This is a genomic window from Sphingomonas limnosediminicola (assembly GCF_039537965.1).
Lineage (GTDB): Bacteria > Pseudomonadota > Alphaproteobacteria > Sphingomonadales > Sphingomonadaceae > Sphingomicrobium > Sphingomicrobium limnosediminicola.
In genome coordinates, this window is the sequence record NZ_BAABBM010000001.1 from 1,004,930 (window position 1) to 1,026,536 (window position 21,607).

The 21,607-nt window shown below is 60.0% G+C and carries 16 protein-coding genes and 1 tRNA gene; 9 read left to right on the forward strand and 8 right to left on the reverse strand.

What is annotated here, in order from left to right; translation table 11 throughout:
* Positions 1–2: 2 nt before the first annotated feature.
* Entirely contained in the window at positions 3–653 is a 651-nt protein-coding gene (locus tag ABD704_RS05180; RefSeq protein ID WP_344698614.1) for a protein-L-isoaspartate O-methyltransferase family protein, read from the reverse strand.
* 208 nt (positions 654–861) lie between these two features.
* On the opposite strand from ABD704_RS05180, the gene ABD704_RS05185 reads away from it, so the two are divergent.
* From ABD704_RS05185 to ABD704_RS05200, 4 genes are all read left to right on the forward strand, one after another.
* A tRNA-Cys gene (locus ABD704_RS05185) sits at positions 862–935 on the forward strand.
* Positions 936–1,260: 325 nt separating this feature from the next.
* Positions 1,261–1,548, forward strand: coding sequence for a hypothetical protein (locus tag ABD704_RS05190; RefSeq protein WP_344698615.1), 288 nt, complete (start codon positions 1,261–1,263; stop codon positions 1,546–1,548).
* Between the two features lie 74 nt (positions 1,549–1,622).
* Positions 1,623–2,723, forward strand: coding sequence for a sensor histidine kinase (locus tag ABD704_RS05195; protein ID WP_344698616.1), 1,101 nt, complete (start codon positions 1,623–1,625; stop codon positions 2,721–2,723).
* A gap of 2 nt (positions 2,724–2,725) precedes the next feature.
* Positions 2,726–3,343 carry a response regulator transcription factor gene (locus ABD704_RS05200; protein WP_344698617.1) on the forward strand — a complete coding sequence of 206 codons (618 nt, stop codon included), beginning with the start codon at positions 2,726–2,728 and terminating at the stop codon, positions 3,341–3,343.
* Positions 3,344–3,648: 305 nt separating this feature from the next.
* Here the strand turns inward: ABD704_RS05200 and ABD704_RS05205 are convergent, their stop codons facing one another.
* The 4 genes from ABD704_RS05205 to ABD704_RS05220 are packed head-to-tail and all read right to left on the reverse strand — an operon-like array spanning position 3,649 to position 10,731.
* Positions 3,649–6,144 (reverse strand): ABC transporter permease, encoded by a 2,496-nt coding sequence (locus ABD704_RS05205; protein WP_344698618.1) that lies wholly within the window; start codon positions 6,142–6,144, stop codon positions 3,649–3,651.
* A 37-nt stretch (positions 6,145–6,181) separates the two neighbouring features.
* Positions 6,182–8,674 carry an ABC transporter permease gene (locus ABD704_RS05210; RefSeq protein ID WP_344698619.1) on the reverse strand — a complete coding sequence of 831 codons (2,493 nt, stop codon included), beginning with the start codon at positions 8,672–8,674 and terminating at the stop codon, positions 6,182–6,184.
* Positions 8,675–8,720: 46 nt separating this feature from the next.
* On the reverse strand, positions 8,721–9,392 hold the full coding sequence (locus tag ABD704_RS05215) for an ABC transporter ATP-binding protein (RefSeq protein ID WP_425565453.1): 672 nt from the start codon (positions 9,390–9,392) through the stop codon (positions 8,721–8,723).
* 25 nt (positions 9,393–9,417) lie between these two features.
* Positions 9,418–10,731, reverse strand: coding sequence for an efflux RND transporter periplasmic adaptor subunit (locus ABD704_RS05220; RefSeq protein WP_344698621.1), 1,314 nt, complete (start codon positions 10,729–10,731; stop codon positions 9,418–9,420).
* A 193-nt stretch (positions 10,732–10,924) separates the two neighbouring features.
* Between ABD704_RS05220 and ABD704_RS05225 the strand changes: the two genes are divergently transcribed.
* The 4 genes from ABD704_RS05225 (at position 10,925) to ABD704_RS05240 (ending at position 14,735) form a co-directional block, all read left to right on the forward strand.
* Positions 10,925–12,295: a sigma-54-dependent transcriptional regulator gene (locus ABD704_RS05225; protein WP_344698622.1), complete on the forward strand. Its 1,371-nt coding sequence runs from the start codon at positions 10,925–10,927 to the stop codon at positions 12,293–12,295.
* Positions 12,285–13,613 carry a sensor histidine kinase gene (locus ABD704_RS05230; RefSeq protein ID WP_344698623.1) on the forward strand — a complete coding sequence of 443 codons (1,329 nt, stop codon included), beginning with the start codon at positions 12,285–12,287 and terminating at the stop codon, positions 13,611–13,613. The genes ABD704_RS05225 and ABD704_RS05230 overlap by 11 nt, the downstream gene beginning before the upstream one ends.
* 291 nt (positions 13,614–13,904) lie before the next feature.
* Positions 13,905–14,228 (forward strand): putative HNHc nuclease, encoded by a 324-nt coding sequence (locus ABD704_RS05235; RefSeq protein ID WP_344700493.1) that lies wholly within the window; start codon positions 13,905–13,907, stop codon positions 14,226–14,228.
* Positions 14,229–14,441: 213 nt separating this feature from the next.
* The gene (locus tag ABD704_RS05240; protein WP_344698624.1) at positions 14,442–14,735 is read left to right on the forward strand and encodes an excalibur calcium-binding domain-containing protein; all 294 of its coding nucleotides are present in this window, start codon (positions 14,442–14,444) and stop codon (positions 14,733–14,735) included.
* A 135-nt stretch (positions 14,736–14,870) separates the two neighbouring features.
* On the opposite strand, the gene ABD704_RS05245 is transcribed toward ABD704_RS05240, so the two are convergent.
* Both ABD704_RS05245 and ABD704_RS14665 read right to left on the reverse strand, forming a co-directional pair.
* Positions 14,871–15,767 (reverse strand): class I SAM-dependent methyltransferase, encoded by an 897-nt coding sequence (locus ABD704_RS05245; RefSeq protein ID WP_344698626.1) that lies wholly within the window; start codon positions 15,765–15,767, stop codon positions 14,871–14,873.
* A 325-nt stretch (positions 15,768–16,092) separates the two neighbouring features.
* On the reverse strand, positions 16,093–18,039 hold the full coding sequence (locus ABD704_RS14665) for an acyltransferase family protein (RefSeq protein ID WP_425565402.1): 1,947 nt from the start codon (positions 18,037–18,039) through the stop codon (positions 16,093–16,095).
* 377 nt (positions 18,040–18,416) lie between these two features.
* Between ABD704_RS14665 and ABD704_RS05255 the strand changes: the two genes are divergently transcribed.
* Complete coding sequence (locus ABD704_RS05255) at positions 18,417–19,187, forward strand: hypothetical protein (RefSeq protein ID WP_344698628.1); 771 nt, start codon at positions 18,417–18,419, stop codon at positions 19,185–19,187.
* Positions 19,188–19,322: 135 nt separating this feature from the next.
* Here the strand turns inward: ABD704_RS05255 and ABD704_RS05260 are convergent, their stop codons facing one another.
* Positions 19,323–20,483, reverse strand: coding sequence for a glycosyltransferase (locus tag ABD704_RS05260; RefSeq protein ID WP_344698630.1), 1,161 nt, complete (start codon positions 20,481–20,483; stop codon positions 19,323–19,325).
* Positions 20,484–21,607 lie beyond the last annotated feature (1,124 nt).

A 21,607-nucleotide genomic window follows, 5' to 3' on the forward strand; every position in this document is an offset into this window, starting at 1 on the left:
CCTTAAAATTTGAATTCTTTCGGGCGGCTGAAGCCGGGCAGCGCCGGAACCCCCGAATCGCTTATGGAAAGATAACCGAACGCGTCGCCGGCCTTGCGTCCAACCACGAGCCGGGTAACGCCGCGATCGATGATCGCCGTGCCGAGACGGCCGCCGTCGTCGAGCTGGGCGACGATCTCGTCCGGGATGAACTCGACCGCGCCATCGATCAGGATTTGCTGAAAGGGGCCGCAGTCGGCCGCGCCGGCTGAGAGCGGTCCCTCGACAATATCAGCGCCGAGTTCGCGCGCCTCCGCTGCAAGATCAGCATCGCTCTCGACGGCGACGACGTCGAGGCCGATCGCCCGCAGCACGGCGGCGGAATAACCGGTCCCCGCGCCGACAACGAGCGCGCGCTGACCCGGCATGGGCGCCATCTGCGTCAGCAACTGCCCAAGGACGGCCGGCGGCGGCAGGTAGCGCCCATTGCCGAAGGAAAGCGCGCGGTCGGCATAAGCAAGCGGGCGCACGCCAGCAGGGAGAAACTTCTCACGCTGGATCGTGCCCATCGCACGCGTAACCGCGGGGTCCACAACGCCCTGCGGGCGAAGCTGGCTTTCCACCATGGCCTCGCGGGCGGCGGCGAAATCGGGAATAGGAGTGTGCACCGTCATAGCTGTTATATGCCGCTAATACACCGTTAGTTCAAGTTTCTCCTGCGCGAAGACGCAGGCTGTCGAGATGCGCTCATATCGGCACGGGCACGCGAGGCCAACCGCCGTTGATAGAATGACGAGCGGCTGTGTCCCGAAGGTTTCACGCTTTCCAGTCTTGGGGTTGACCGCGGCGGGACCGGCACGGCAAAGGCAGCCGCTCTCCCCCGGCCCGATGGCGGAGTGGTTACGCAGAGGACTGCAAATCCTTGCACGCCGGTTCGATTCCGGCTCGGGCCTCCATCTCCATCCGGTCTAGGGAACGACCGGTTCGCGGCGCCCTGTCCGGACTTGAACAGGTGATGTCCATAAGCGGACACCGATGACCCGCCCCTCTCGGTATCGGTCAGAGCGGCTGTTGATCTGTCGCTATTCATTCCCACACTGAAACTGCAACTTGCGTGCCAAGTGGGCGAGCTGAATCCTGTGACTTTGCTAGTCATGGCAACAAAGTCACTATGGGAAACCACGTATACATCCGGGCCAGGGTTTCGGGCATCAAAACCCGATGGTTTGGAGATCAATTCGCCTGGAGTTGGGCAGCACCGAAGAATTTCCTGCCGGCTCGGTGAGTCGCGTCTACCTCATCCGCTTGCCGCTGGATGATCGCGATACAGTTGACGAGAGAGCGTTTCGCGACAGCCCGGCGCATGCAACCGTCAGGCGCCATTGGTCCACTGAACCCGATAAGCGCGGCGTCGTCGTCCAGTCGGGCTGCAACTGGACGCTTCAATGCAACGGAGATCCTGGGCGCGCCCTGTGCCTCGACGGCAAGCCGATTCGGCTCGGCCAGGCGATTACTGTCATTGAGCCCGACGGCACCCGATTGCCATTCAAGGTTGCGAGCGTCCGCTGAACATTCGACCGGTCGCTTCGACCTGCTATAGTTCCGCGATGGACGGTCCGGCCGATCACTCGCACACGTCTCTGGTGGGCCAAGAAGAGCACTTTCGCTCTATCCTGGCGACCGTTCCGGACGCCATGGTCCTGATTGATGAAAAGGGAATCATCCTTTCGTTCAGTGCCGCTGCCGAAAAGATGTTCGGTTATGCCGAAGACGAAGCGGTCGGCGAAAATGTGTCGATGCTGATGCCCTCCCCGGACCGCGAGCGGCACGATGGGTACCTCAAAAACTACCAAGACACGGGGGTCCGAAAGATCATTGGGATCGGCCGTGTCACCACCGCGCGTCACCGCGACGGCAACACGTTTCCGATCGAGCTTACGGTCGGCGAAACCTGGGTCGAGGGACAGCGCATATTCACCGGCTTCATCCATGACATTACGCAGCGGCGGGAAACGGACCTGCGGCTGCGGGATCTCCAGACGGAGCTCGCCCATGTCGGCCGGCTTAGCGAGATGGGAATGCTAGCGTCTTCGCTTGCGCACGAACTCAACCAGCCGCTGACCGCGATCGCCAGTTATTGCGAAGGAGTCGCCGATCTCCTGAGCGGTGACCCAGACGCCGAGCGAATCGAAACGGCGAGAGAGGCACTTCGGGAGACGGCCGATCAGGCGCTTCGGGCTGGCCAGATCGTCAAGCGCATGCGCGATTTCCTTAGCCATGGGCAGACCGAATACCGGGTGGAAAGCCTCGCGCGCATCGTCACCGAAGCGAACGCACTGGCGCTGGTCGGTTCGCAAGAACATGGGATCGACGTTCAGGTGGAAATCGACCCCTCCGCCGACCAGGTTTTCGTCGACAGGATCCAGATCCAGCAGGTCCTGTTCAATTTGATCCGGAATGCCATCGAGGCAATGATGGACGCGCTCCACAGATCACTAACGATTTTGACCGAGGGTGCGGATGACGTCGTGACGATCAGCGTCGAGGACACCGGATCCGGCATTGACGATTCCGTTGCGGCGCAACTGTTTCAGCCTTTCATCACGTCCAAACCATCTGGCATGGGCATCGGCCTGTCGATTTCCCGCACGATCATCGAAGCGCACGGTGGGCGCATTTGGTGCGAGGCGAACCCTGCCGGTGGGACCATCTTTCGATTCACCCTTCCAAAAGCTGAGATCTAGAAATGCCTGATCCGCAAGAACGATTGGTGCACTTGGTCGATGACGATGCGGCAATCCGCCGGTCGGTCGGCTTTCTCCTCAAGACCTCGGGACACCGCGTCGAGACATACGCGTCCGGTGATGCGCTTCTGAAGCAAAGCAACAAGCTGAAAGACGGATGCATCCTGCTCGATATCCGAATGCCAGGAATGGACGGACTGGAGGTTCAGGAAGCGCTGCAGTCGAAGGGCGTCGCGCTCCCCGTCATAATCATGACGGGCCACGGCGACGTGACTCTGGCAGTGAAGGCAATGAAGGCCGGCGCAGTCGATTTCATCGAAAAGCCGTTCGAGAAGGCCACGCTGCTTGAATCCCTCGACGAGGCGTATCGCCGACTGTCGACCAAAGAGGTCACGGACGACCGGGCGCGGGACGCGTCGTTGCGGTTGCAGGTGCTAACTGCCCGTGAGCGAGACGTTCTAGACGGCCTGTCTCACGGTCTGCCCAACAAGACGATCGCCTACGATCTCGGGATCAGCTCCCGGACCGTGGAGATACACCGCGCGAACCTGATGACGAAGCTTGGCGTGCGCAGCTTGTCCGAAGCGCTTCGGATCGCCTTTGCGGCGCAAGGCAATTGATAGTGCCCTGAGCAGGTAGCAGCACCCTTAATGAAGGCTCCGTAACAGTACGTATGGAGCAAACCGGGCGCGGAAGCCTAGGCACGAGTTGACCTTCCGGAGTCCCCCTCCCCCAGCCAAACTCCGGAAGGTCCTGTTCACAGCGACGCCCGTGCGCGCTGTCCTCATCCTGCAGCGACAGACCTCGAGCGCGAGCGATTTGGGCTCAGACTCGGAAGCTTAGGTCACCGCGGGCAAGAGCACAGCAAGCACGCCCGCGGTGACCAGCTTACGCCGGGTGAAAGGGACTCGGCCCGGCGCAATCCTTACTCATATCTCAGGGCATAAATCGGGTTGGCCCGCGCGACTTTGACCGCGTGCCCGAGGACGGTGACTACCGCGATGCCAAGCGCAATCGCAGCGGCGAGCACGAAGGGCACTGGGGTCAGCGCGATCCTCTGGTCGAAGCCGTTGAGCCAGTCCCGCATCATCCACCAGGCGATCGGCCAGGCGATGATGTTGGCGATGATCACCGGCCGGCTGAACTGCCACACGAGCAGCTGCACAATATCTCGCGTCCGGGCCCCGAGCACCTTGCGGATGCCGATCTCCTTGGTGCGCCGCTGGGCGGTGAAGGCAGCAAGGCCGAACAGGCCGAGGCAACCGATGATCACCGCCAGCAGCGAGAAGGCGGCGAAGATCTGCGCCCGCGCGTCTTCCTTCTTGTAGAGCTCGCCCATGATATCTTCGCTAAACTTGGCATTGAACGGCACGTCGCTGGTATTGAGCTTCCACTGCCGCTCGATGGCCGACTTCACCGTTACCGGATCGCCGTTGTAGCGAACCATCATCCACCCAGGGCCGGTCTTCACCTTGTGGAACATGATTGGCTCGATCGGCGTGCGCACGGTGCGGAAGCGAGAATCGCCGACAACGCCGATGATCGTGATGTTGGTCATGCCGTTCTCGTCGCCGAAGAACTCCGTCCTCGCGACCTTGCCGATCGCGTCCTCGGGCGATTTGAAGCCGAGCTTGCGGGCGGCATATTCGTTGACGACGACATTGATGCCGCGCTGCGCGAGCGCCTTCTCATAAGCTTTATCCTGAGGATAAGGCACAGTGCTGTCGTCGGCTGGCCGGTTGACGTCGAACCAACGGCCAGCCACCAGCTTTAACCCCATCGCGTTTAGATAGTCGGCACCGACATTATACTGGCCGATCAGCACCTGCTTGTTGCTGCCCGGGGGCAGGATGAAGGTGTTGCTGCTATTATCGGTCGCGACGCCGATATCGGTCAGCGCGGCCGCGGTGACGCCGGGGATTCGCTTAATTTGCTCAACGATATTCTCCGCCTTCGGCCAGAGCTGCGCGCGCCCAAGCTCGTCGAGCTGCAGGACATGATCACGCTTGAAGCCGGGGTCGACCGTGCGCGCATAGACCGTTTGCCCATATATGACGGCGGTGCAGACAATGAGACCGATCGAAACCGCGAACTGAAGCACGACTAGAGCCGAGCGAAGGCGGCCCGAGCCCGGCGTTTCCGCAGCGGAGCGGTTTGCCTTGAGCACCTGCGCCGGCTGAAAGCGTGACAGGAAGAACGCGGGATAGAGGCCGCTGAGGATGCCTACCAGCAGCGCCAGCCCGACCGCCGGCAGGAGCACGCCTTCCCTGCCAAGATAGCTGAGCGCGATGTCGGCATCGAGGAACGCAGCGAAAGGCCGGACGAGCAGCTCCACCAACGCCAGTGCGAGAAGCATCGACACCGCCGAAATGAGTATTGATTCACTGACGAACTGGACGATCAATTGCTTCCGGGTCGCGCCGAGCACTTTGCGGAGGGCGACCTCGCGGGCGCGCTGGCTTGCGCGCGCGGTCGCCAGGTTGGTGAAGTTCACGACGGCCATACCAAGGATCAGCATGGCGATGATCGCGAAGGTGGTGATCGTGCGCTTGTCGTTGCCCGGCGTCAGGCTGCTGTCTTGGGCCTTGCCGAGGTGGACGTTCTGCAGGTTTACGAAGTGCCAGTCTTCGTCCGTGCCCTGGTTGTACATGACGCTGCCGTTGGGCTCGTCGGGAATGTTGCGCTTTTCCCAGGCGGGCATCTGCGCCTCGAGTGTCTTCACGTCGGTGCCCGGCCGTAGCTTCACGTAGACGTAGCCCGACTGGCAGCCCCAGCACTTGGTCAGGAAGTCGGGGTTGTCGGAATTGAAGGCGACAAAATCGAGCCGCATGATCGCGTTGAATTTCATGCTCGAATTCTTCGGCAGATCCCTGATCACGCCGGTGATCTTGAAATCGCGTTTCAAGCCACGTGAGATGACGGTCAACGTCTGGCCGAGCACGCGGTCGGTGCCGAATACCTTCCTCGCTTCAGACTGCGTCAGGACCGCTGTCTGCGGCGCCGGCAGCGTCGTTCCCGAGACCAACGGCAGGCTCACGGCTTTCAGGAAGTCCTCGTCCGTGAACATGTAGCCCTTGGTCGAAGTCGCCTGTCCGTCCTTGATCAGGACCGGGCCATTGTCCTGGATGTACGCCGCGGCCTGGACCTGGGGGAAATCCTTCTTCACGCGATCCTTCGACACATAAGCCGACATTTGCATGAAGCTCGGGACGCCATCCGACGGATGGGGATACCAGGCCTGGAGCTCGTAAGTGTTCTCCACGTCCGGAAGCCACTTGTCGTAGCTCTGCTCGTAACGGATGTAGAGCAGGATCAGGATGCAAGCCGCCATGCCGATGGCGAGGCCGGCGATATTGATGATCGAATAGGTCTTGCTCTTCGCAAGCGCCCTGACCGCTACCGTCCAATAATTCCGCCACATGGCCCTTGTCCTTTGGCGAACTGGTTGAGCCGGAATTCTACTCGTACCGAAGCGCGTAAATCGGATTAGCCCTCGCCACCCGGACGGCGTGGCCGACCACCGTCGCAACCGCGATGCCGAGAGCGATGGCCGCGGCGATCACGAAGGGAATCGGCGTCAGCGTGATCCGCTGGTCGAAGCCGTTCAGCCAGTCCCGCATCATCCACCAGGCGACCGGCCAGGCGATGATGTTGGCGATGATCACCGGCCGGCTGAACTGCCACACGAGCAACTGGACGATGTCCCGCGTCCGCGCGCCGAGCACCTTACGAATGCCGATCTCCTTGGTGCGCCGTTCCGCGGTGAACGCCGCCAGGCCGAACAGGCCGAGGCAACCGATTATCACGGCGAGCAACGAGAAGGCCGCGAAGATCTGCGCGCGGGAATCCTCGGCCTTGTACAGCTCACGGATGATGTCCTCGCTGAACTTGGCCTGGAAGGGCACATCGTTCGAGATTTGCTTCCATTGCCGCTCGATCGCCGCTTCGACCGTCGCCGGATCGCCGCGATAGCGGATGATCATGAAAGCCGGGCCCTTTTTCACGTTCTGGAACATGATCGGGTCGATCGGCGTGCGGACGGTGCGGAACCGGGTGTCGCCAACCACGCCGATGATGTTGATTTCGACCATGCCGGTGCCGGGCTCGAACAACTCGCTTTTCACGACCTTGCCGATGGCGTCTTGCGGCGATTTGAAGCCGAGCTTTTTCACCGCATATTGGTTGAGGACGACGTTCACCCCCCGCCGCGCCATCGCGATTTCCTGTTCCTTCTGGATCGGGAAATCGAAGGTCATGTCGTCGGCCGGCCGGTTACGGTCGAACCAGCGGCCCGCGAGCAGCTTCATGCCCATCGCATCGAGGAAGCCATCGCTGACGCCATATTGTCCGATGGTGACCTGCTTGTTGCTTCCCGGCGGGATCAGGCCCGTGTTGTTGTTGTTGTCGGTCGCGACGCCGATGTCGGTCAGGCCGACCGCGACGACGCCCGGGATCCGCTTCATCTGCTCGACGATCGTTTCCGCCTTAGGCAGCAGCTGATAGCGATTGAGGTCCTCGACCTGCAGGATGTGGTCGCGCTTGTAACCGGGGTCGACCGAGCGCGCGTAGACCGTCTGGCCGTAGATGACGGCGGTGCAGATGATGAGCCCGATGGACACCGCGAACTGCGCGATCACCAGCGCCGTGCGCAGACGGCCCGAGCCTGGCGTTTCGGCAGCAGAGCGATTGGCCTTGAGTACTTGCGCAGGCTGGAAGCGCGACAGGAAGAAAGCGGGATAAAGGCCGCTGACGATCCCGACCAGCAAGGTCAGCCCGATCGCGGGGAGCAGGATTCCACCCTGCCCGAAATAGTGAAGCGTGAGATCGGCATCGAGGAAGGCCGCGAACGGCTTCACAAGCAGCTCGACCAGCGCCAGCGCAAGCAACATCGCCACCGCCGAAATCAGGATAGATTCCGCCACGAACTGGACGATCAACTGGCCGCGCGTGGCGCCAAGCACCTTGCGAAGCGCAACCTCACGAGCGCGCTGACCAGCGCGCGCGGTTGCGAGGTTGGTGAAGTTTACCACCGCCATGCCCAGGATCAGCAGCGCAATAATCCCGAAGGTTGCGATCGAGCGCCGGTCGTTGCCGGGCGTCATCGTGCCGCCTTGCGCCTTGCCCAAGTGCACGTCGCGCAGATTGACGAAATGCCAATCCTGTTCGTCGCCCTGATTGAACCGCACGCTGCCGTTGGGCTGGTCGGGGATGTTGCGCTTCTCCCACGCCGGCATTTGCGCTTCCAACGACTTTACGTCGGTTCCCGGCTTCAGCTGGAGCCAGACCCAACCCGATTGGCAGCCCCAGCAGGTCAGAAAGTTTGGTTCCGACGCGAAGAAGCTGGTGAAGTCCATGCGCAGGATGGCGTTGACCTTGAGGCTCGAATTCTTCGGCACGTCCTTGATCACGCCTGTGATCTTGAAGTCGCGCTTCACGCCCTTGGAGATGACGGTCAGCGTCCGCCCAACGACCTGGTCGGTGCCGTAGCGATTGCGCGCCTCGGTCTGTGTAAGCACCGCTGTCTGCGCCGCCGGCAGCGTGCTTCCCGCCACCAGCGGAAGGTTGACGACCTTCAGGAAGTCGTCGTCGGTGATCAGATAATCCTTGGTCCCCGACGCCTGCCCGTCCTTGTAGAACACCGGCTGGCTGCCGAGCGCGTAGACGGCCTTCGTGACTTGCGGGAAGTCCTTACGGATGCGGTCCTTGGTCACATAGGCCGACATCTGCAGGAAGATCGGCTCTCCGTCCTGAGGATGCGGATACCAAGCCTGAAGCTGGTAGGTGTTATCGACGTTCGGAAGCCACGTGTCGTAGCTCTTTTCGTAGCGGATATAGAGCAGGATCAGGATGCACGCGGCCATGCCGATGGCGAGGCCGGCGATGTTGATGACCGAGTAGGTCCTGCTCTTGGCAAGCGCGCGAACCGCGACCGTCCAATAATTCCGCCACATGGCTGTCATTCCCTGCAAAATCGTGACTTCGTGACTGACTGGCCGCTCAGGCGGCGCGCCGGCGCTCCTGGAGAATCCGGCCGTCGAGCATGTTCACGACGCGGCTCGCGAAATCCGCGTGCGCCGGCGAGTGCGTGACCATGACGATGGTCGAGCCTTCCTGGTTGAGCTGACGAAGCATCCGCATGACTTCTTCGCCATGCGCCGTATCGAGGTTTCCGGTCGGCTCGTCCGCAAGGATGAGCTTGGGCTCGCCGACGAGAGCGCGGGCGACGGCCACGCGCTGCTGCTGGCCGCCTGAAAGCTGGGTTGGCCGGTGCTTGGCTCGATGGGCGATGCCGACCTTGTCGAGGACGCGGTCGACGCGTGACTTGCGCTCAGCGGCCGAATGATTGTGGTAGAGAAGCGCTAGTTCGACGTTCTCGCGGACCGTCAGCTCGTCGACTAGATTGAAGCTCTGGAAGATGAAGCCGATGTTGCTTTTGCGCGTATCGGCGAGCTGCGATTCATTGAGGCCCGCGACCTCGTGTCCATTGAACACGTAAGAGCCGCAGGTCGGGCTATCGAGCATGCCCATCACATTGAGCAGCGTCGATTTGCCGCAGCCCGACGGGCCCATGATCGCGACGAATTCGCCGTCGGCAATGTCGAGGTCGACATTGTCGAGCGCGGTCGTTTCGACCGTGTCGGTGCGGTAGGACTTGGTAAGGCCAGTCATGGTGAGCACGGGTGGTGTTCCTTTCTTACTCGCCGGAGCTGAAGGTCAGGCGGTCCTTGTCGATGAGACCGCTGTACGAGGAGGTGATGACGCGCTCTCCCGGTGAGAGCCCGCTCAGGACTTCGATATATTCGGCATTTCGGCGTCCGAGCTGGACCTGCCGCTTGGTCGCGCCGTTGCCGCTCTTGTCGACGACGAACACCCAGTTGCCGCCGGTGTCGTTGAAGAAGGCGCCATTCGGAATCAGCACCGCCTTCGAGCTGTCGCCGAGCGTCAGCTTGGTCTGGATCGTCTGGCCGCGCTGCACCGACGAGGGCGCGACGCCATCGAAGGTCAGGTCGATCTGGAACTGGCCGTTGCGGACCTGCGGATAGACCTTTGCGACCTTGAGCCGGTAGGTCTTGCCCTCGAAGTCGGCGGTTGCCGTCTGCCCGACGCGCACGCGGCCGAGATAAAATTCGTCGACGTCGGCCTGGAGCTTGTTGCTACCGGTGCTGTCGATCTGCCCGATGCGCTCGCCCTGCTGAAGCGACTGGCCGAGCTGGATGTCGAAGCCGCTGAGCTCCCCGGTTACAGGCGCCCGAATGCTGAGTTGACCGAGATTGCTGCGGGCGATGCCCATGCTGCTGTTGAGCGAGGATGAGGCGATGCGGAGCTGCTGCAACTGGCTCGACTGCAGTGCTTCCGTCTGACCGATGCTCTGCTTGAGAATCGCCAGGCGCTGCTGCTGATACTGAAGGTCGTCCTTCGTATCGTTGAAGGTTTTCATCGACACGAAGCCGCGCTCGGAGAGCGGCTTCTGCAGGTCATACTGGCGCCTTGCCTTGGCGAGATCGGTCTCCGCCTGATTCAGGTCGCGCAGGTTCGAGTTGCGTGTCTGCGTCAGCGCAAGTTCCTGGCTGCGCATGTTATTGAGTTGCTGCTCGACCTCGGCCTGCTTCTCGAGCGTAGAGAGCTGAAGCTCCGCGTTCGAGAGGACTGCGAGCATTTGCCCCTGCGTGACGTGCGCGCCATCCTCGACGAGCTTCTGGTCGACGCGCCCGCCCTCGACCGCGTCGAGATAGACGGTGACCAGCGGCGTGACGCGCGCCCGCAAGGGAAGAAAGTCCTCGAACGTGCCCGACTCAATCGTCGCGATCGTCAGCCGGTCGCGAGTCACCGACATGGAGTCTGAGCGCGGTGCGAACAGCCAGAAAATGGAAACCAGCACCAGGACTGCGGCCGCCGCGCCGCCGATCAGGATCCGCTTGTCGATCTTCTTTCGGACAACGACGCGGTCCATTGCGCCGCCGCTTACCGGCTCCGGGCGATTGGTTTGACGAAGTTCCACCAGGCTCACTGTCCACCTTTGGTCAGTGAGTGTCCGGAAGCGGACACGTGACGGAGGCCGTTCAGGAAAGAGCCCGTAGTGAAGATCAAATAGGGTGCACGGTTCATGGACCGTTACGCTGCAAGGCGCGTGCCAAACGGCACTGACAATTTCTTTGTCATGCCCACTGTTCAATATCGGACAGTGGCGCTACAAAAGTAGCGTGAAGCCGCCTTTCAGCCTTGCCGTCATCGTTGACGACGATCCGGACATCACGCTCGCTGCCAAGCTGGCGCTGCGCGACTTGTTCGAAAAGGTCGAGACCTTTGGGTCTCCGGCCGAGTTGCTGACGCTACTGAAAGACACCAGTCCCGACGCAATTCTGCTCGATCTCAATTTTCAGCGTGGCGCGACCGACGGGCGCGAGGGTCTCGGGCTTCTCGGCCAGATCATGGAGCTCGATCCCGATGCCGCAGTCGTCATTATCACCGCGCACGGTGCCGTCTCAATTGCTGTCGAGGCCATCAAGGCGGGCGCCAGCGACTTCGTCGCAAAGCCGTGGAGCAACGAGCGATTGGCGGCCACGGTGAGGAGCGCCGCAGCCCTTCGCCATAGTCGCATCGACGCACGTACGGAGCGTGGGCGCGCGACCGAGCTGTTGCCCTCGACGGAAACGCCACTGCTCGGGCATTCGCCCGCGATGGAGCGCGTCCGCGTGCTTATCGAACGCGCAGCGCCGACCGACGCCAACGTCCTGATCCTTGGTGAGAACGGCACCGGCAAGGAGATCGTCGCGCGCGAAATCCATCGCCTGTCGCGCCGCAACGCCCAGCCGATGATCTCCATCGACCTCGGCGCCACCAGTGAGAGCCTGTTCGAATCTGAGCTGTTCGGCCACGTCAAAGGCGCCTTCACCGGTGCCGCGGGCGAGCGCATCGGGCGGCTGAAGGCTGCGGACCACAGCACCTTGTTTCTCGACGAGATCGGCAACCTGCCCCTTCATCTTCAGCCCAAGCTCCTAACCGCGCTCGAGCAGCGAGAGGTGGTGCCGGTTGGCGCCAATCGGCCGACGCCGATCGACGTCCGGGTGGTCGCTGCAACCAACGCATCGCCGGAGCAGCTCGCCGATGAGAAGAAGTTCCGGCAGGACCTGCTATTCCGGCTCAACACGATCGAGATCGAACTCCCGCCGCTGCGCGACCGCCGCGAGGACATCCCCGACCTGCTCGACCATTATCTCAGCCTTTATGCGCGCAAATACGACAAGCCGCAGCGGAAGCTTCCGCCCGGCGTGCTGCAAATGCTTATCGAGCATGATTGGCCCGGGAATGTCCGCGCGCTTCGCCACGCCTCGGAACGCGCCGTCATCATGGCGGAAGGCGACGAGTATCGCGCCGAGGATTTTCCGCTTCCGACGCGTCATCGCGCGGCGCCGCTGTCGGCGGAAAGCGATACGCTGAACCTCGATCAGCTTGAAAAGCAGATGATCGAGCGTGCGCTCCGGATGCATCATTTCAACGTGTCGCTGGCGGCGAGCGAGTTGGGGCTGAGCCGCGGTGCGCTGTACCGGCGCATGGAGAAGCATGGGCTTTAGGCGCAAGTTCGAATTCGGACTGGCGTGGCGGACCGCGGTCCTCATTGCCGCCATCATGCTCGTCGCCTGGGCGGCAGCGACACCCGGCGTCCGCGCCGGATTGATCGTATCCGCGCTCGTCGCGATCGCCGCGCTTGCGAGCCTTTGGAACTTCATCCGGCGCACCAACTTTATCGTCTCTCGCTTCGTCGAATCCGTCCGCTTCGAGGATTATTCGCAACGCTTTTCCGACCCGAGCGGCGGCGGCTTCGACGTGCTCGGCGAGACGCTCGACAATGCGCTAAAGGCGCTCCAGTCCCGCCACACTGTGGAGTCTGCTGAAGGGCGCTATCTTGCCGCGATTGTCGACGACGCTCCGAGCGCCCTGTTGACACTGGACACCAATGGCCGGGTCGAAATGCTGAACAAGGCGGCGCGCCAGCTTTTCGCTCGACAGCCGATGCACAACGTCCGTGACCTCGACGGGCTGGGCGCGGAGCTCGCCACGGCCATCCGGCTACCGCCGGGGACGCGCAAGATCACCAGGCTGATGCTCGATGGCGTTCCGCAAAAGGCGATCTTCGCGTCGGCACAAGTGGCACGCCTTGATCAACCGGTGACGGTGCTGTCGATCTTGCCGGTTCAGAGTGAGCTCGGCGCGCTCGAGGTTGCCGCGCAGGCCGACCTGGTCCGCGTGCTGACGCACGAAATCATGAATTCGCTGACGCCGGTGACTTCGCTTGCACGCTCCGGCGCGGACATGGTCGCTGCGGCGGCCAAGGGCAAAGCCGACCTCGCCGATGCGAAGGCAGCGACGGAAACTGTGGCACGTCGTGCCGAAGGGATCCTCCGCTTCGTCGAGAGCTATCGCGAATTCGCCAACACGCCCGACGTCCATCGCCGGCCGTTCAAGGCCAAATCCTGGGGCGAGGAAATCCTCCAGCTCGCGCTCACCCATGCCCCTGATCGCAAGATCGATGTGCGGCTGGTCATCGAGCCGAAGACGATGAGTTTGAATGCCGATCCCGAACTGTTGGCGCAGGCGCTTCTCAATTTGCTGCGTAACGCGTTGCGGGCGACCATCGAGGTGCCCGAACCCATCGTCACGCTGACCTTCGCGCGCGAGCCCAACGGCCGCTGCCGGATCGAAGTGCGCGACAATGGGCCCGGCATCCCTGAAGATCGGCGCGAGGACATCTTCCTCCCCTTTTACACCACGCACAAAGGCGGCAGCGGCGTCGGCCTAAGCTTCGCCCGCCAGGTCGCCCTGGCGCATGGCGGTTCCATCTGTGCGCTGGAAGCGCCGGAAGGCGGCGCGAATATCCGGATGGTCATCTAAATAGCTCAGCCGTTTCCGGACATTGGATAAATATCCCGCTTTCATCGCTTTTTCCGGGAATCGGACCGAATTCGGATTCGTTTTCGTCGCTTGCGCGTTTGTCCTCTCTCTCCGTTTCCCAAAGGCGTCGGCTGTAGCGAAAGGGGATTGTGCAGCCGGTTGAGCGCGATTTAATCCTCAGTCCCCATGATTTGCTGCACGCCCGATCCGCCGCGATCAACCCTCCGCAGCCGAGGAGCAGAGCGCCAGCTCGTGGAGCCCGCGTGGAGGCGGAACATGCCTAGCATCGTCATGCCCGAGAAGATCAGGAGCAAGCCGAAAAAGGCGTTGAGGGTGTGTCCGGCTCACCGGGCCTGGGTACGGATGCATCGCTGCTGCGTGCTGGGCTGTGCGAAGCTTCCAATCGAGTGCGCACATGTACGACACGGCACTGACGGCGGTGTCGGATTAAAGCCTTCCGATCGGTGGGCGATTAGCCTCTGCACGTGGCACTACGGGGAGCAGCATCGCATTGGGGAGTCTCGGTTCGCGCAGCGCTATGACTTGGATTTGATCGCACTGGCTTGTGAATTCGCGAGAAGGTCCCCTCATCGCGAGAGACTCGCGTGGCAATAACGTGTCAGTGCCATGGAGCCCTATTGCGGCGTGAAGCTCGTCTGACCGAATTCCAGCTCGGGTCGCGGGATGACGAACCCCATCCGGTTAGAGAAGTAATGCCGGGGACGCATCCTGTAGGTGTATCTTCATCGATCTGATGTGTCGCCGGGGTCATGGGCATGCAAATAGCTCGGGTCCGGCCTTAAGCACTTAGCAATGTAGACGTGGGATATGAGCATCGTGCGAACGATCGTGCTTCTTTTGTCGGCCATCCTTCTCGGCCTCGTTGGTGGTTACAGTTGGTCCAAGTGGTCCGGAGCTGTACCCGTTCAGCCCACCTCTCCTTCCGCCGTGTCGAAACCCTCCGAGACCGCCGAAGAACTGGAAAGCAGCGTGTATTACGCAGACTGCGACGCCGCCCGTGCCGCTGGAAGTGCTCCGGTCATGGCAGGCCGGCCTGGCTACCGAGCGGAACTAGACCCGGATGGTGACGGTGTAGGGTGCGTGCCGATAGCCACCAATTGACGCTCCGCCGACGTGCGCCCCGTTTCATCCTGCTCGACACCGAATGAATAGAGTGAACGCGTTGGCACTATCGCTCGGGCCTATCGCGCCACGTTAGGATCAGACTTTCCTCGCCGCCCATCTCACGTTCAGGGCTCACAATCGCCGCAAAGTCCGGTGGACCGTAGCGGGGATATCGAACACCAGTTCCGTCCGCTTCTCGCGTATCGCGATCGTCGTCTGGTTCTCCTTAAGTGTCGGCCAGTGCTTCAATATTCGACGGAATAACCAGCTCTTCCAACTCTTGAGTGGAAGAGTTTCGCCGAGACTGAAGAAATACTGGTGTTTAATACGATAGCCAAGCCGCTCAAGAATTTCGCGCGTCTCTGCACCGTTATATTCGCGCCAATGGCCGTTGGCGATAAGCGCGTCAGAGGCGTCCAGCTGCGCGAAGAACTCCCTGATCTTCACGCCGTTGGTATTTCCACGCATGCACCAAATCCGGTTGAATAAACTTGCAGCATTAGGCATCGACAAATAAAAGATAGAGCCAGCAGCGCCGATCCGATTGATTTCCTTGAGAAGCGGCAAAGGATTGAAGTTGAGGTGCTCCATCACCTCGCACATTATTATGACGTCGAACTGCTCATCGTTGAACGGCATCACGAAGTCTTCCAGGCGCACGCCCTTTGTTGCGATTGCATAACGAGCGTAGCGTTCGACCTGCTCGGACAGTTCGATGTACTCCGGTACGTCGGCGGCAGTTACCTCATAGCCGAGTGTGGCGAGAGCAATGCAGACGACGCCGAAGAACGCGCCGATCTCAAGTACCTTTACAGGACTGTCGGTAACTGGCCTAAATTTGAGGACATCACGAACGGTGCGGACATATTCGTGGCGGTGCTTGATTAAGTAGTCGGCGTGATAGCCCGCGTCCATTTCGTCATTCGCGAGCAGATGGAATCCCGAAAGTTCTGAGATAGCGCCGTCAACGGCGTCGGCCGCTATGGCGTCAAGTTCTTTGGGCCAGATGATCTTGCCAACAGCTGTCATGGATCCATGCTAGCCGCGAGCGGCGGAACTGGCCATCGGCTAAGGTTGTGCGGACAGCGAATGTCTCACCGCGACACAGACATGGACGAGCTTCAGGGGCGAATTCCACTGATGCGTAATCCACCCTGGCCATTTCCAGGTGCCGGCTAAAGCGCGAATCATAGGGTCGGTCCGAAAACGCGTGGCGGCGGGCAGATTACCAGCGACAGAATGACAGTGGTCGGCGCGGCCATGGAGAGCCAATCCCCGACTACTCCGAACCCGGGATGGGCCTATGCACGACGAAGTGGCTTGATTGATGAAAGCGCGCGCGACGGCCAGTCAATCATAAGAGGGGATGCAACTTATCAAAAAGAGGACGAGACAGGCTTCGGGCAAACGCTTCGGTTATGTGGTTTCCATCGCGATACACGATTCGGCCATCGCGTTTGGCTGCACAGGTAGTTCTGGAGCAATAGAGATCCTGGGTGGTCACGTACTGAACGCCTGCCTTGATCGCCGCATCTGCTTCAACGCGGGCAAGCTGATCGTCTAAGACCCGTTGGCGCGGTCGATCGCAGGTTCCCGGCGGGAGATTCAGGTACGCAATTCGAGAGAGACAGTTTGGGACAGCAAATTGCATGCGCGGACTATCTTCAACAACAAAGACGCGAGCTCCGGTCCCGGCGAGGTAGCGAAGGCTTCGCCTCGTACCTTGTGCCCAGTCTGGACGCTCGATCGTTATAGTCCCCCCTGATCGGTCGCTGCCCTTCACGTAGCCCATAGAGCTCTGACTCACCACTATCACAGCGGGTCGCAACCGAGCTAATGCTCTGAAAACTGACCTCCTCCACTGTCCACACTCGGGATTGAGTCTGTGGAGCCGATTATTAAAAACTTCGACGTCCGAAATTGGACAGGAAGACTTCAGGTAAGTGACCATTCTCATCCCGAGAGCTTGGGCAACCCATCGCGCGGGGGTGAATAGTTGGGCGGCATGGGAGTCGCCAAGAAGTACTAGAGCTTCCCTGCCCTTCAGAAAGGAGCATGCTTTCGGCTGGGCAACGGTGAAGTAGAGCAGGCAATCACCAGGCAGCTGCGACCGTTCGTTCGCCGCTGCCGTGATCTCGCGCTGTTCGGGTCGTGTCGTCTGCAGAAAACCAAATCCCCACAAGCACGAACTAGCTATAGCAGCTGCTGCAGTCAGCGCTGCTGCCAGCGCAATCGATCTCTCTCGTTTCGCGATAAGCCACGCATTTGTTCTTATTGGGTGCTCCAAGCCCGTGAAACTCATCCAAGCTAGCAATAGGGTGGTCATTGCGCATGCGCATCGGCCGGTCAGTCCGAGGTCGGGATAAGCGGCGAGCGCCAAGACAATCATGGGCCAGTGCCAAAGATAGATCGAGTATGATAATCTACCTACCCACTGAAATGGCGGACTTCCCAGTCCTGACGAAACAAGGTTTCGACGACCGCCTGCGTAGAGTATTGCGACCGTCCCGAGCCCCGGGCTAAGAGCGCTAAGGCCCGGGAACGTGCTGTTCTCGCTCAATGCCACAGCTGACCACCCAATCGCGACCAAGCCTGTCGTTGCCGCCAATGCGCCCCATTTGGCGGATCTAGAATACGTGACGAGCGCGCCGAGACCGAACTCCCATGCGCGCAGAGGAGACGCATAAAACGCAACCGCTGGCTGCAATCTGATAATCCAAGCCGACGCACCAAAGGACGCAGTTACGATCAGCCCAAATATCAAGATTTGCCATCGCCGCGGCAGCCTCAAAGTGCACAGAAGTATGGTTGGCCATATGAGGTAAAATTGCTCCTCAACGGACAACGTCCATGTATGTAAGAAGGGATTCATAGCGCTCTCTGGAGCGAAATAGTCCCAGCTCTGTGACATGAACCAAAAGTTGCTGAAGTAAAGCGATGAAGCCACCCCGCCCTTTGCGACTGATTTCATCTCGACCGGTGAAAAGACCATTGTCGACGCTATGAGAGTCGCAACGACCATTGCTCCGCAAGCTGGAAGGAGCCGGCGTGCACGTTTGCCATAGAAACCAATGAGATCAATAGTGGCGCGGCTTTGAAACTCCGCTTGCAGCATGCGCGTAATAACGAAACCAGATATAACGAAGAATACGTCGACTCCTATAAAGCCGCCAGAAAGCTCCGCGACGCCGTAATGAAAGGCCACAACGAGTATTACGGCGATAGCCCGCAAGCCCTCTACATCGGGCCTAAACGTAAGCCCGGTCGTGGCTTGCAACGAAGCAGAACTCGCTGGTCGCACTCACCCTCCCAAGAAACGCGCGAAAGCCGAGACTGGGACAATAAGTCTGTACCTGCAAGCTCATGGCAGATGGCGCGGTGCTAGGCTTGCGCGCGGCAACTCAGCCGACGGCTCTCGGTCGCGCGTCGCGATATACGGGGGGGTGCTGCGAAATCCTTTTTACGTGACCGGCGAAGTGGGGTCCGACGACCGGCCGTGCGTTCCGAGCCGTGTGCATGGCCAATCCGAACTAAGTCCTGCAGCGCATTCGATTTTGAGACACTTCGGGTCGAGGCAGGCTCATTCCCGTCGTTGACGGATGAACCGAGCGCACGTAGCCCAGCCTACTAAGCACAGGGGGCAACGCATTGAATCTTCCAGTTCTCAGCTCCTTATGGGTGGGCGACAAGCTCTCGTACGTTGAGCGACTGAGCATTCAATCTGCTCTCGCCCATGGACATCAGTTCCGAGTGTTTTCGTACACTGCGGACACCCTCCAAGGAGTTCCTGAGGGCGTAGAGGTGCTCGATGCATCCGATGTGATGCCTCGCGAGAAGATGATCTCATACGCCGAATGCGACGGCGGCGTTCAGCTCGGAGCCAACCTGTGGCGTTACCACTTACTCGCTAAGGGCGGCTTTTGGTGTGATCTCGACTGCGTTCTCGTCAGGCCCTTTGATTTCGATCAGCCGTACGTCCTCGGCTGGGAATATGAGGGCTGGATCAATAACGCCGTGATGTTTGCTCCTCCCGACTCACAATTCGTGCAAGACTTGTTCGAGTTAACCAAGCCGAATGTGAGACCGCCTTGGTTTGGACCTCGCCGCACAGCAAACTTCTACCTCCGGAAGTGGCGCGAGGGCTACTTAGGCTTGGAAGATATGCCCTGGGGCACGTACAGTGCTGGTTTGGTCACGCATATTGTCAAGAAGAGGAAACTTCAGCGTTATGTTTCCTCTCCCGATGTTTTCTACCCCGTAAGATGGAACGAGGCGCGCATTGTCTACGATTCCGCTGCGGTTGTTAATGAGAGGATCAAGCCGGAAACGCGAGCGGTCCACTTGTGGCACTCTCGCCTGGGAGAGCTCAAAGCCTCACCGCCAGCGAAAGGAAGTTGGATGGATGTCCAATGCGATCGGTTCGAAGTCGAAACTGGTGACGGAGTCTGATCGCTAGCCGCTCACCACACAGACCGCTGCGATAGTCGTACCCTGATACTAAGCATCTTATTCTACAAAGCCGAACGCGCTTGACTAACCCGCGCTTTGAGGCGCTCGCTTCAGGTGACGAGACTCCGATGAAAATTAGGCCTCGAGGCCAATGAGTCCCCTCAAGCGCGGGTACACTACGTCGCCTGAGAAATTTGAAAGAACAAACTCTCGCGCTGCACAGCCGAGTTTGCGACGCAGATCGTGCTTCTCGGTCATCTCAATGATTCGGCTGGACATCGTGTCGACATCGCGCTCATCAACCAGCCAGCCCCGTACGCCGTCAAGTACGTGATCTTCCATGCCGCCATGGCGAGTAACAATGGGGACTAAGCCGTGACCCATGGCTTCAAGGAGCGATACCGCTTGGGACTCTATTCCTTGCTTAGGCAACTTTACGCAGTGCTGAAGGAAGATGTGGCACCGAGACATTATGGCGAGCGCGCTAGGGTGGTCAACATCTCCATGAAGGATGACCCTGTCTTCAAGTCCCGCTTCCTTAATGGCCTGGCAAACTTGTGGCATAAGTGGGCCATTGCCGACGATGTCCAAAAGCAAATTCGAATGCTGCTTCGCAGCGCGAGCAAAGGCTGCAATGCTAAAAAGTGGTCCCTTCTGCTCCGTTAGTCTGGACACCATGACCACACGAGCCGGTCCGGAGGCGTTTTGGTCAGCCAATCGGAACGATGCCGCGTCAACGGCGCATGGCAATATTTCGATTCTTTCGACCGGCGCACCGATCGCCCTCATCCGATCACGCAGAAATGCGCACACAGCGATGAGTTTGGCGTCAGAATGAAAAAGCGAGCGGTATCTAAGGCGCCATTGCGGCATTTGGCCAATGACGTTGATGTCCCAGCCGTGGCTCATCACGGTCAGAGGAAGTCCCAGCTTTCGCGCTACGGGCGCGATGACAACACCGCTGCTCGCAAATTCAGCGAAGAGGTGTGTCACGCCGTGTTCCTTGATAAACTTCTCGACCTGCGCCCGCTCTCGCCGATTCAGACGGTTTGCCCGCCAAGCATTCACCTGGACAACGATCTTCGACAAAAAGAATCGCGGCGGCACCGGCCACGGGCGGGCAGCGGGAATCTCCAGGACTGGAACATCCGTACGAGCTGGTTCGCCTGTGCTGGATAAGTGGATCACAACCGTGCGACCGGGCCAAATCGACGCGATGTGCGCGTGAAAGAACGTGACGGAGGCATGGTAAAGATCAGGAACAACGATTGCGAGCACAGAGCGCTGATTTTCCACTTCGACCTCTAATCCGCTACAAACCGCCAAGCTCGAAGCTAAAAGCCTGACGAGGACTCTACCAGCCAATCTGCGCATCGCGTGGCTTGATTCAGGGAGGCCGGCGCTGCTTTATCGAACATTATTTGAGGGCTACTTATAGCGCAACGATTGTCTCGGCGACATCATCAACAACGGAGCTGATCGGCCTCGGATTAGCGTGTTCAACGATCATTTTGAACGCATCGCGTTTCGTACGCTTCGCGCGTTGTAACTATTGCGCCGACTTTTTGTCATCGCCGATTTCGAACGCCCATAGCATAAGTGGTAGTCTATAGAGCCCCCGACCAGTTGGGCGGTGTAAATCGGATGTCCAAACGTGATTGGACTGCCCGGAATGCCCACAACGGTCCCTGGGAGCACCCTTGCTATCTGATCATCCGGATTCGAACGAATGAGCGCCCTCGGCGATACCCCGTGTACCTGGAGGAAACTCAGGCGCCTGTCTGATTTGAACCAATGATCGAACCCGGGTTCATCCTTAAAGAGAGGCTCTACACTAACTCCCGTCCATCGCTTCGTCAGGATCAATGGCATTAAGCTTCAGTTCCACGCCCGCAGGGACGAGCTCATACTGGTCGTACCAAAACGCCGTCACTACCGTTCCAATGAGCATACGGCTGCTATTAGCGCGTTCGCTCCGCCTTGTTGAACCTTCTCAGAAGGAGATAGGACAACGCGCTCAAGCCAAGAGCGGCAAGAACAAGACGCTGGCGGAATAGCCGATCATACAACAGAGACAGCCCACACTACGAGGGCTGCTGTTGCAGGCGTAAGGACCTGAGCATCAACATAACTCGGCCGGGCATGTACGGCGGCGGTCGGCCGTACAATCATTTGGTCCTTTAACTCCCCGCCTTTTTTCGTAGCGCGCATTCTGCAGGATAATCCTCCAATCCTGCAGGTCAGACTACCGGGCATATTTTAGCATACAGTGAGCGGGCGCACGCCCTTCCCTTCGCTTAATCGGCCCCGACCCGCCCCCCCGGGGGCAGCGCCGCCAATGCGACAGCCCGCAGAAAAGGCGTTACGTTGTTTAGGCCGCCGTCATTCAGTCCGAGGGGATTTTGCGCCGCCGATAGGCT

Bases quoted from the DNA above. Each gene is read 5' to 3' on its own strand.
- ABD704_RS05180 (WP_344698614.1), bottom strand. From the start codon at position 653: ATGACGGTGCACACTCCTATTCCCGATTTCGCCGCCGCCCGCGAGGCC.
- ABD704_RS05200 (WP_344698617.1), top strand. From the start codon at position 2,726: ATGCCTGATCCGCAAGAACGATTGGTGCACTTGGTCGATGACGATGCG.
- ABD704_RS05205 (WP_344698618.1), bottom strand. From the start codon at position 6,144: ATGTGGCGGAATTATTGGACGGTAGCGGTCAGGGCGCTTGCGAAGAGC.
- ABD704_RS05210 (WP_344698619.1), bottom strand. From the start codon at position 8,674: ATGTGGCGGAATTATTGGACGGTCGCGGTTCGCGCGCTTGCCAAGAGC.
- ABD704_RS05215 (WP_425565453.1), bottom strand. From the start codon at position 9,392: ATGACTGGCCTTACCAAGTCCTACCGCACCGACACGGTCGAAACGACC.
- ABD704_RS05230 (WP_344698623.1), top strand. From the start codon at position 12,285: ATGGGCTTTAGGCGCAAGTTCGAATTCGGACTGGCGTGGCGGACCGCG.
- ABD704_RS05235 (WP_344700493.1), top strand. From the start codon at position 13,905: ATGCCCGAGAAGATCAGGAGCAAGCCGAAAAAGGCGTTGAGGGTGTGT.
- ABD704_RS05240 (WP_344698624.1), top strand. From the start codon at position 14,442: ATGAGCATCGTGCGAACGATCGTGCTTCTTTTGTCGGCCATCCTTCTC.
- ABD704_RS05245 (WP_344698626.1), bottom strand. From the start codon at position 15,767: ATGACAGCTGTTGGCAAGATCATCTGGCCCAAAGAACTTGACGCCATA.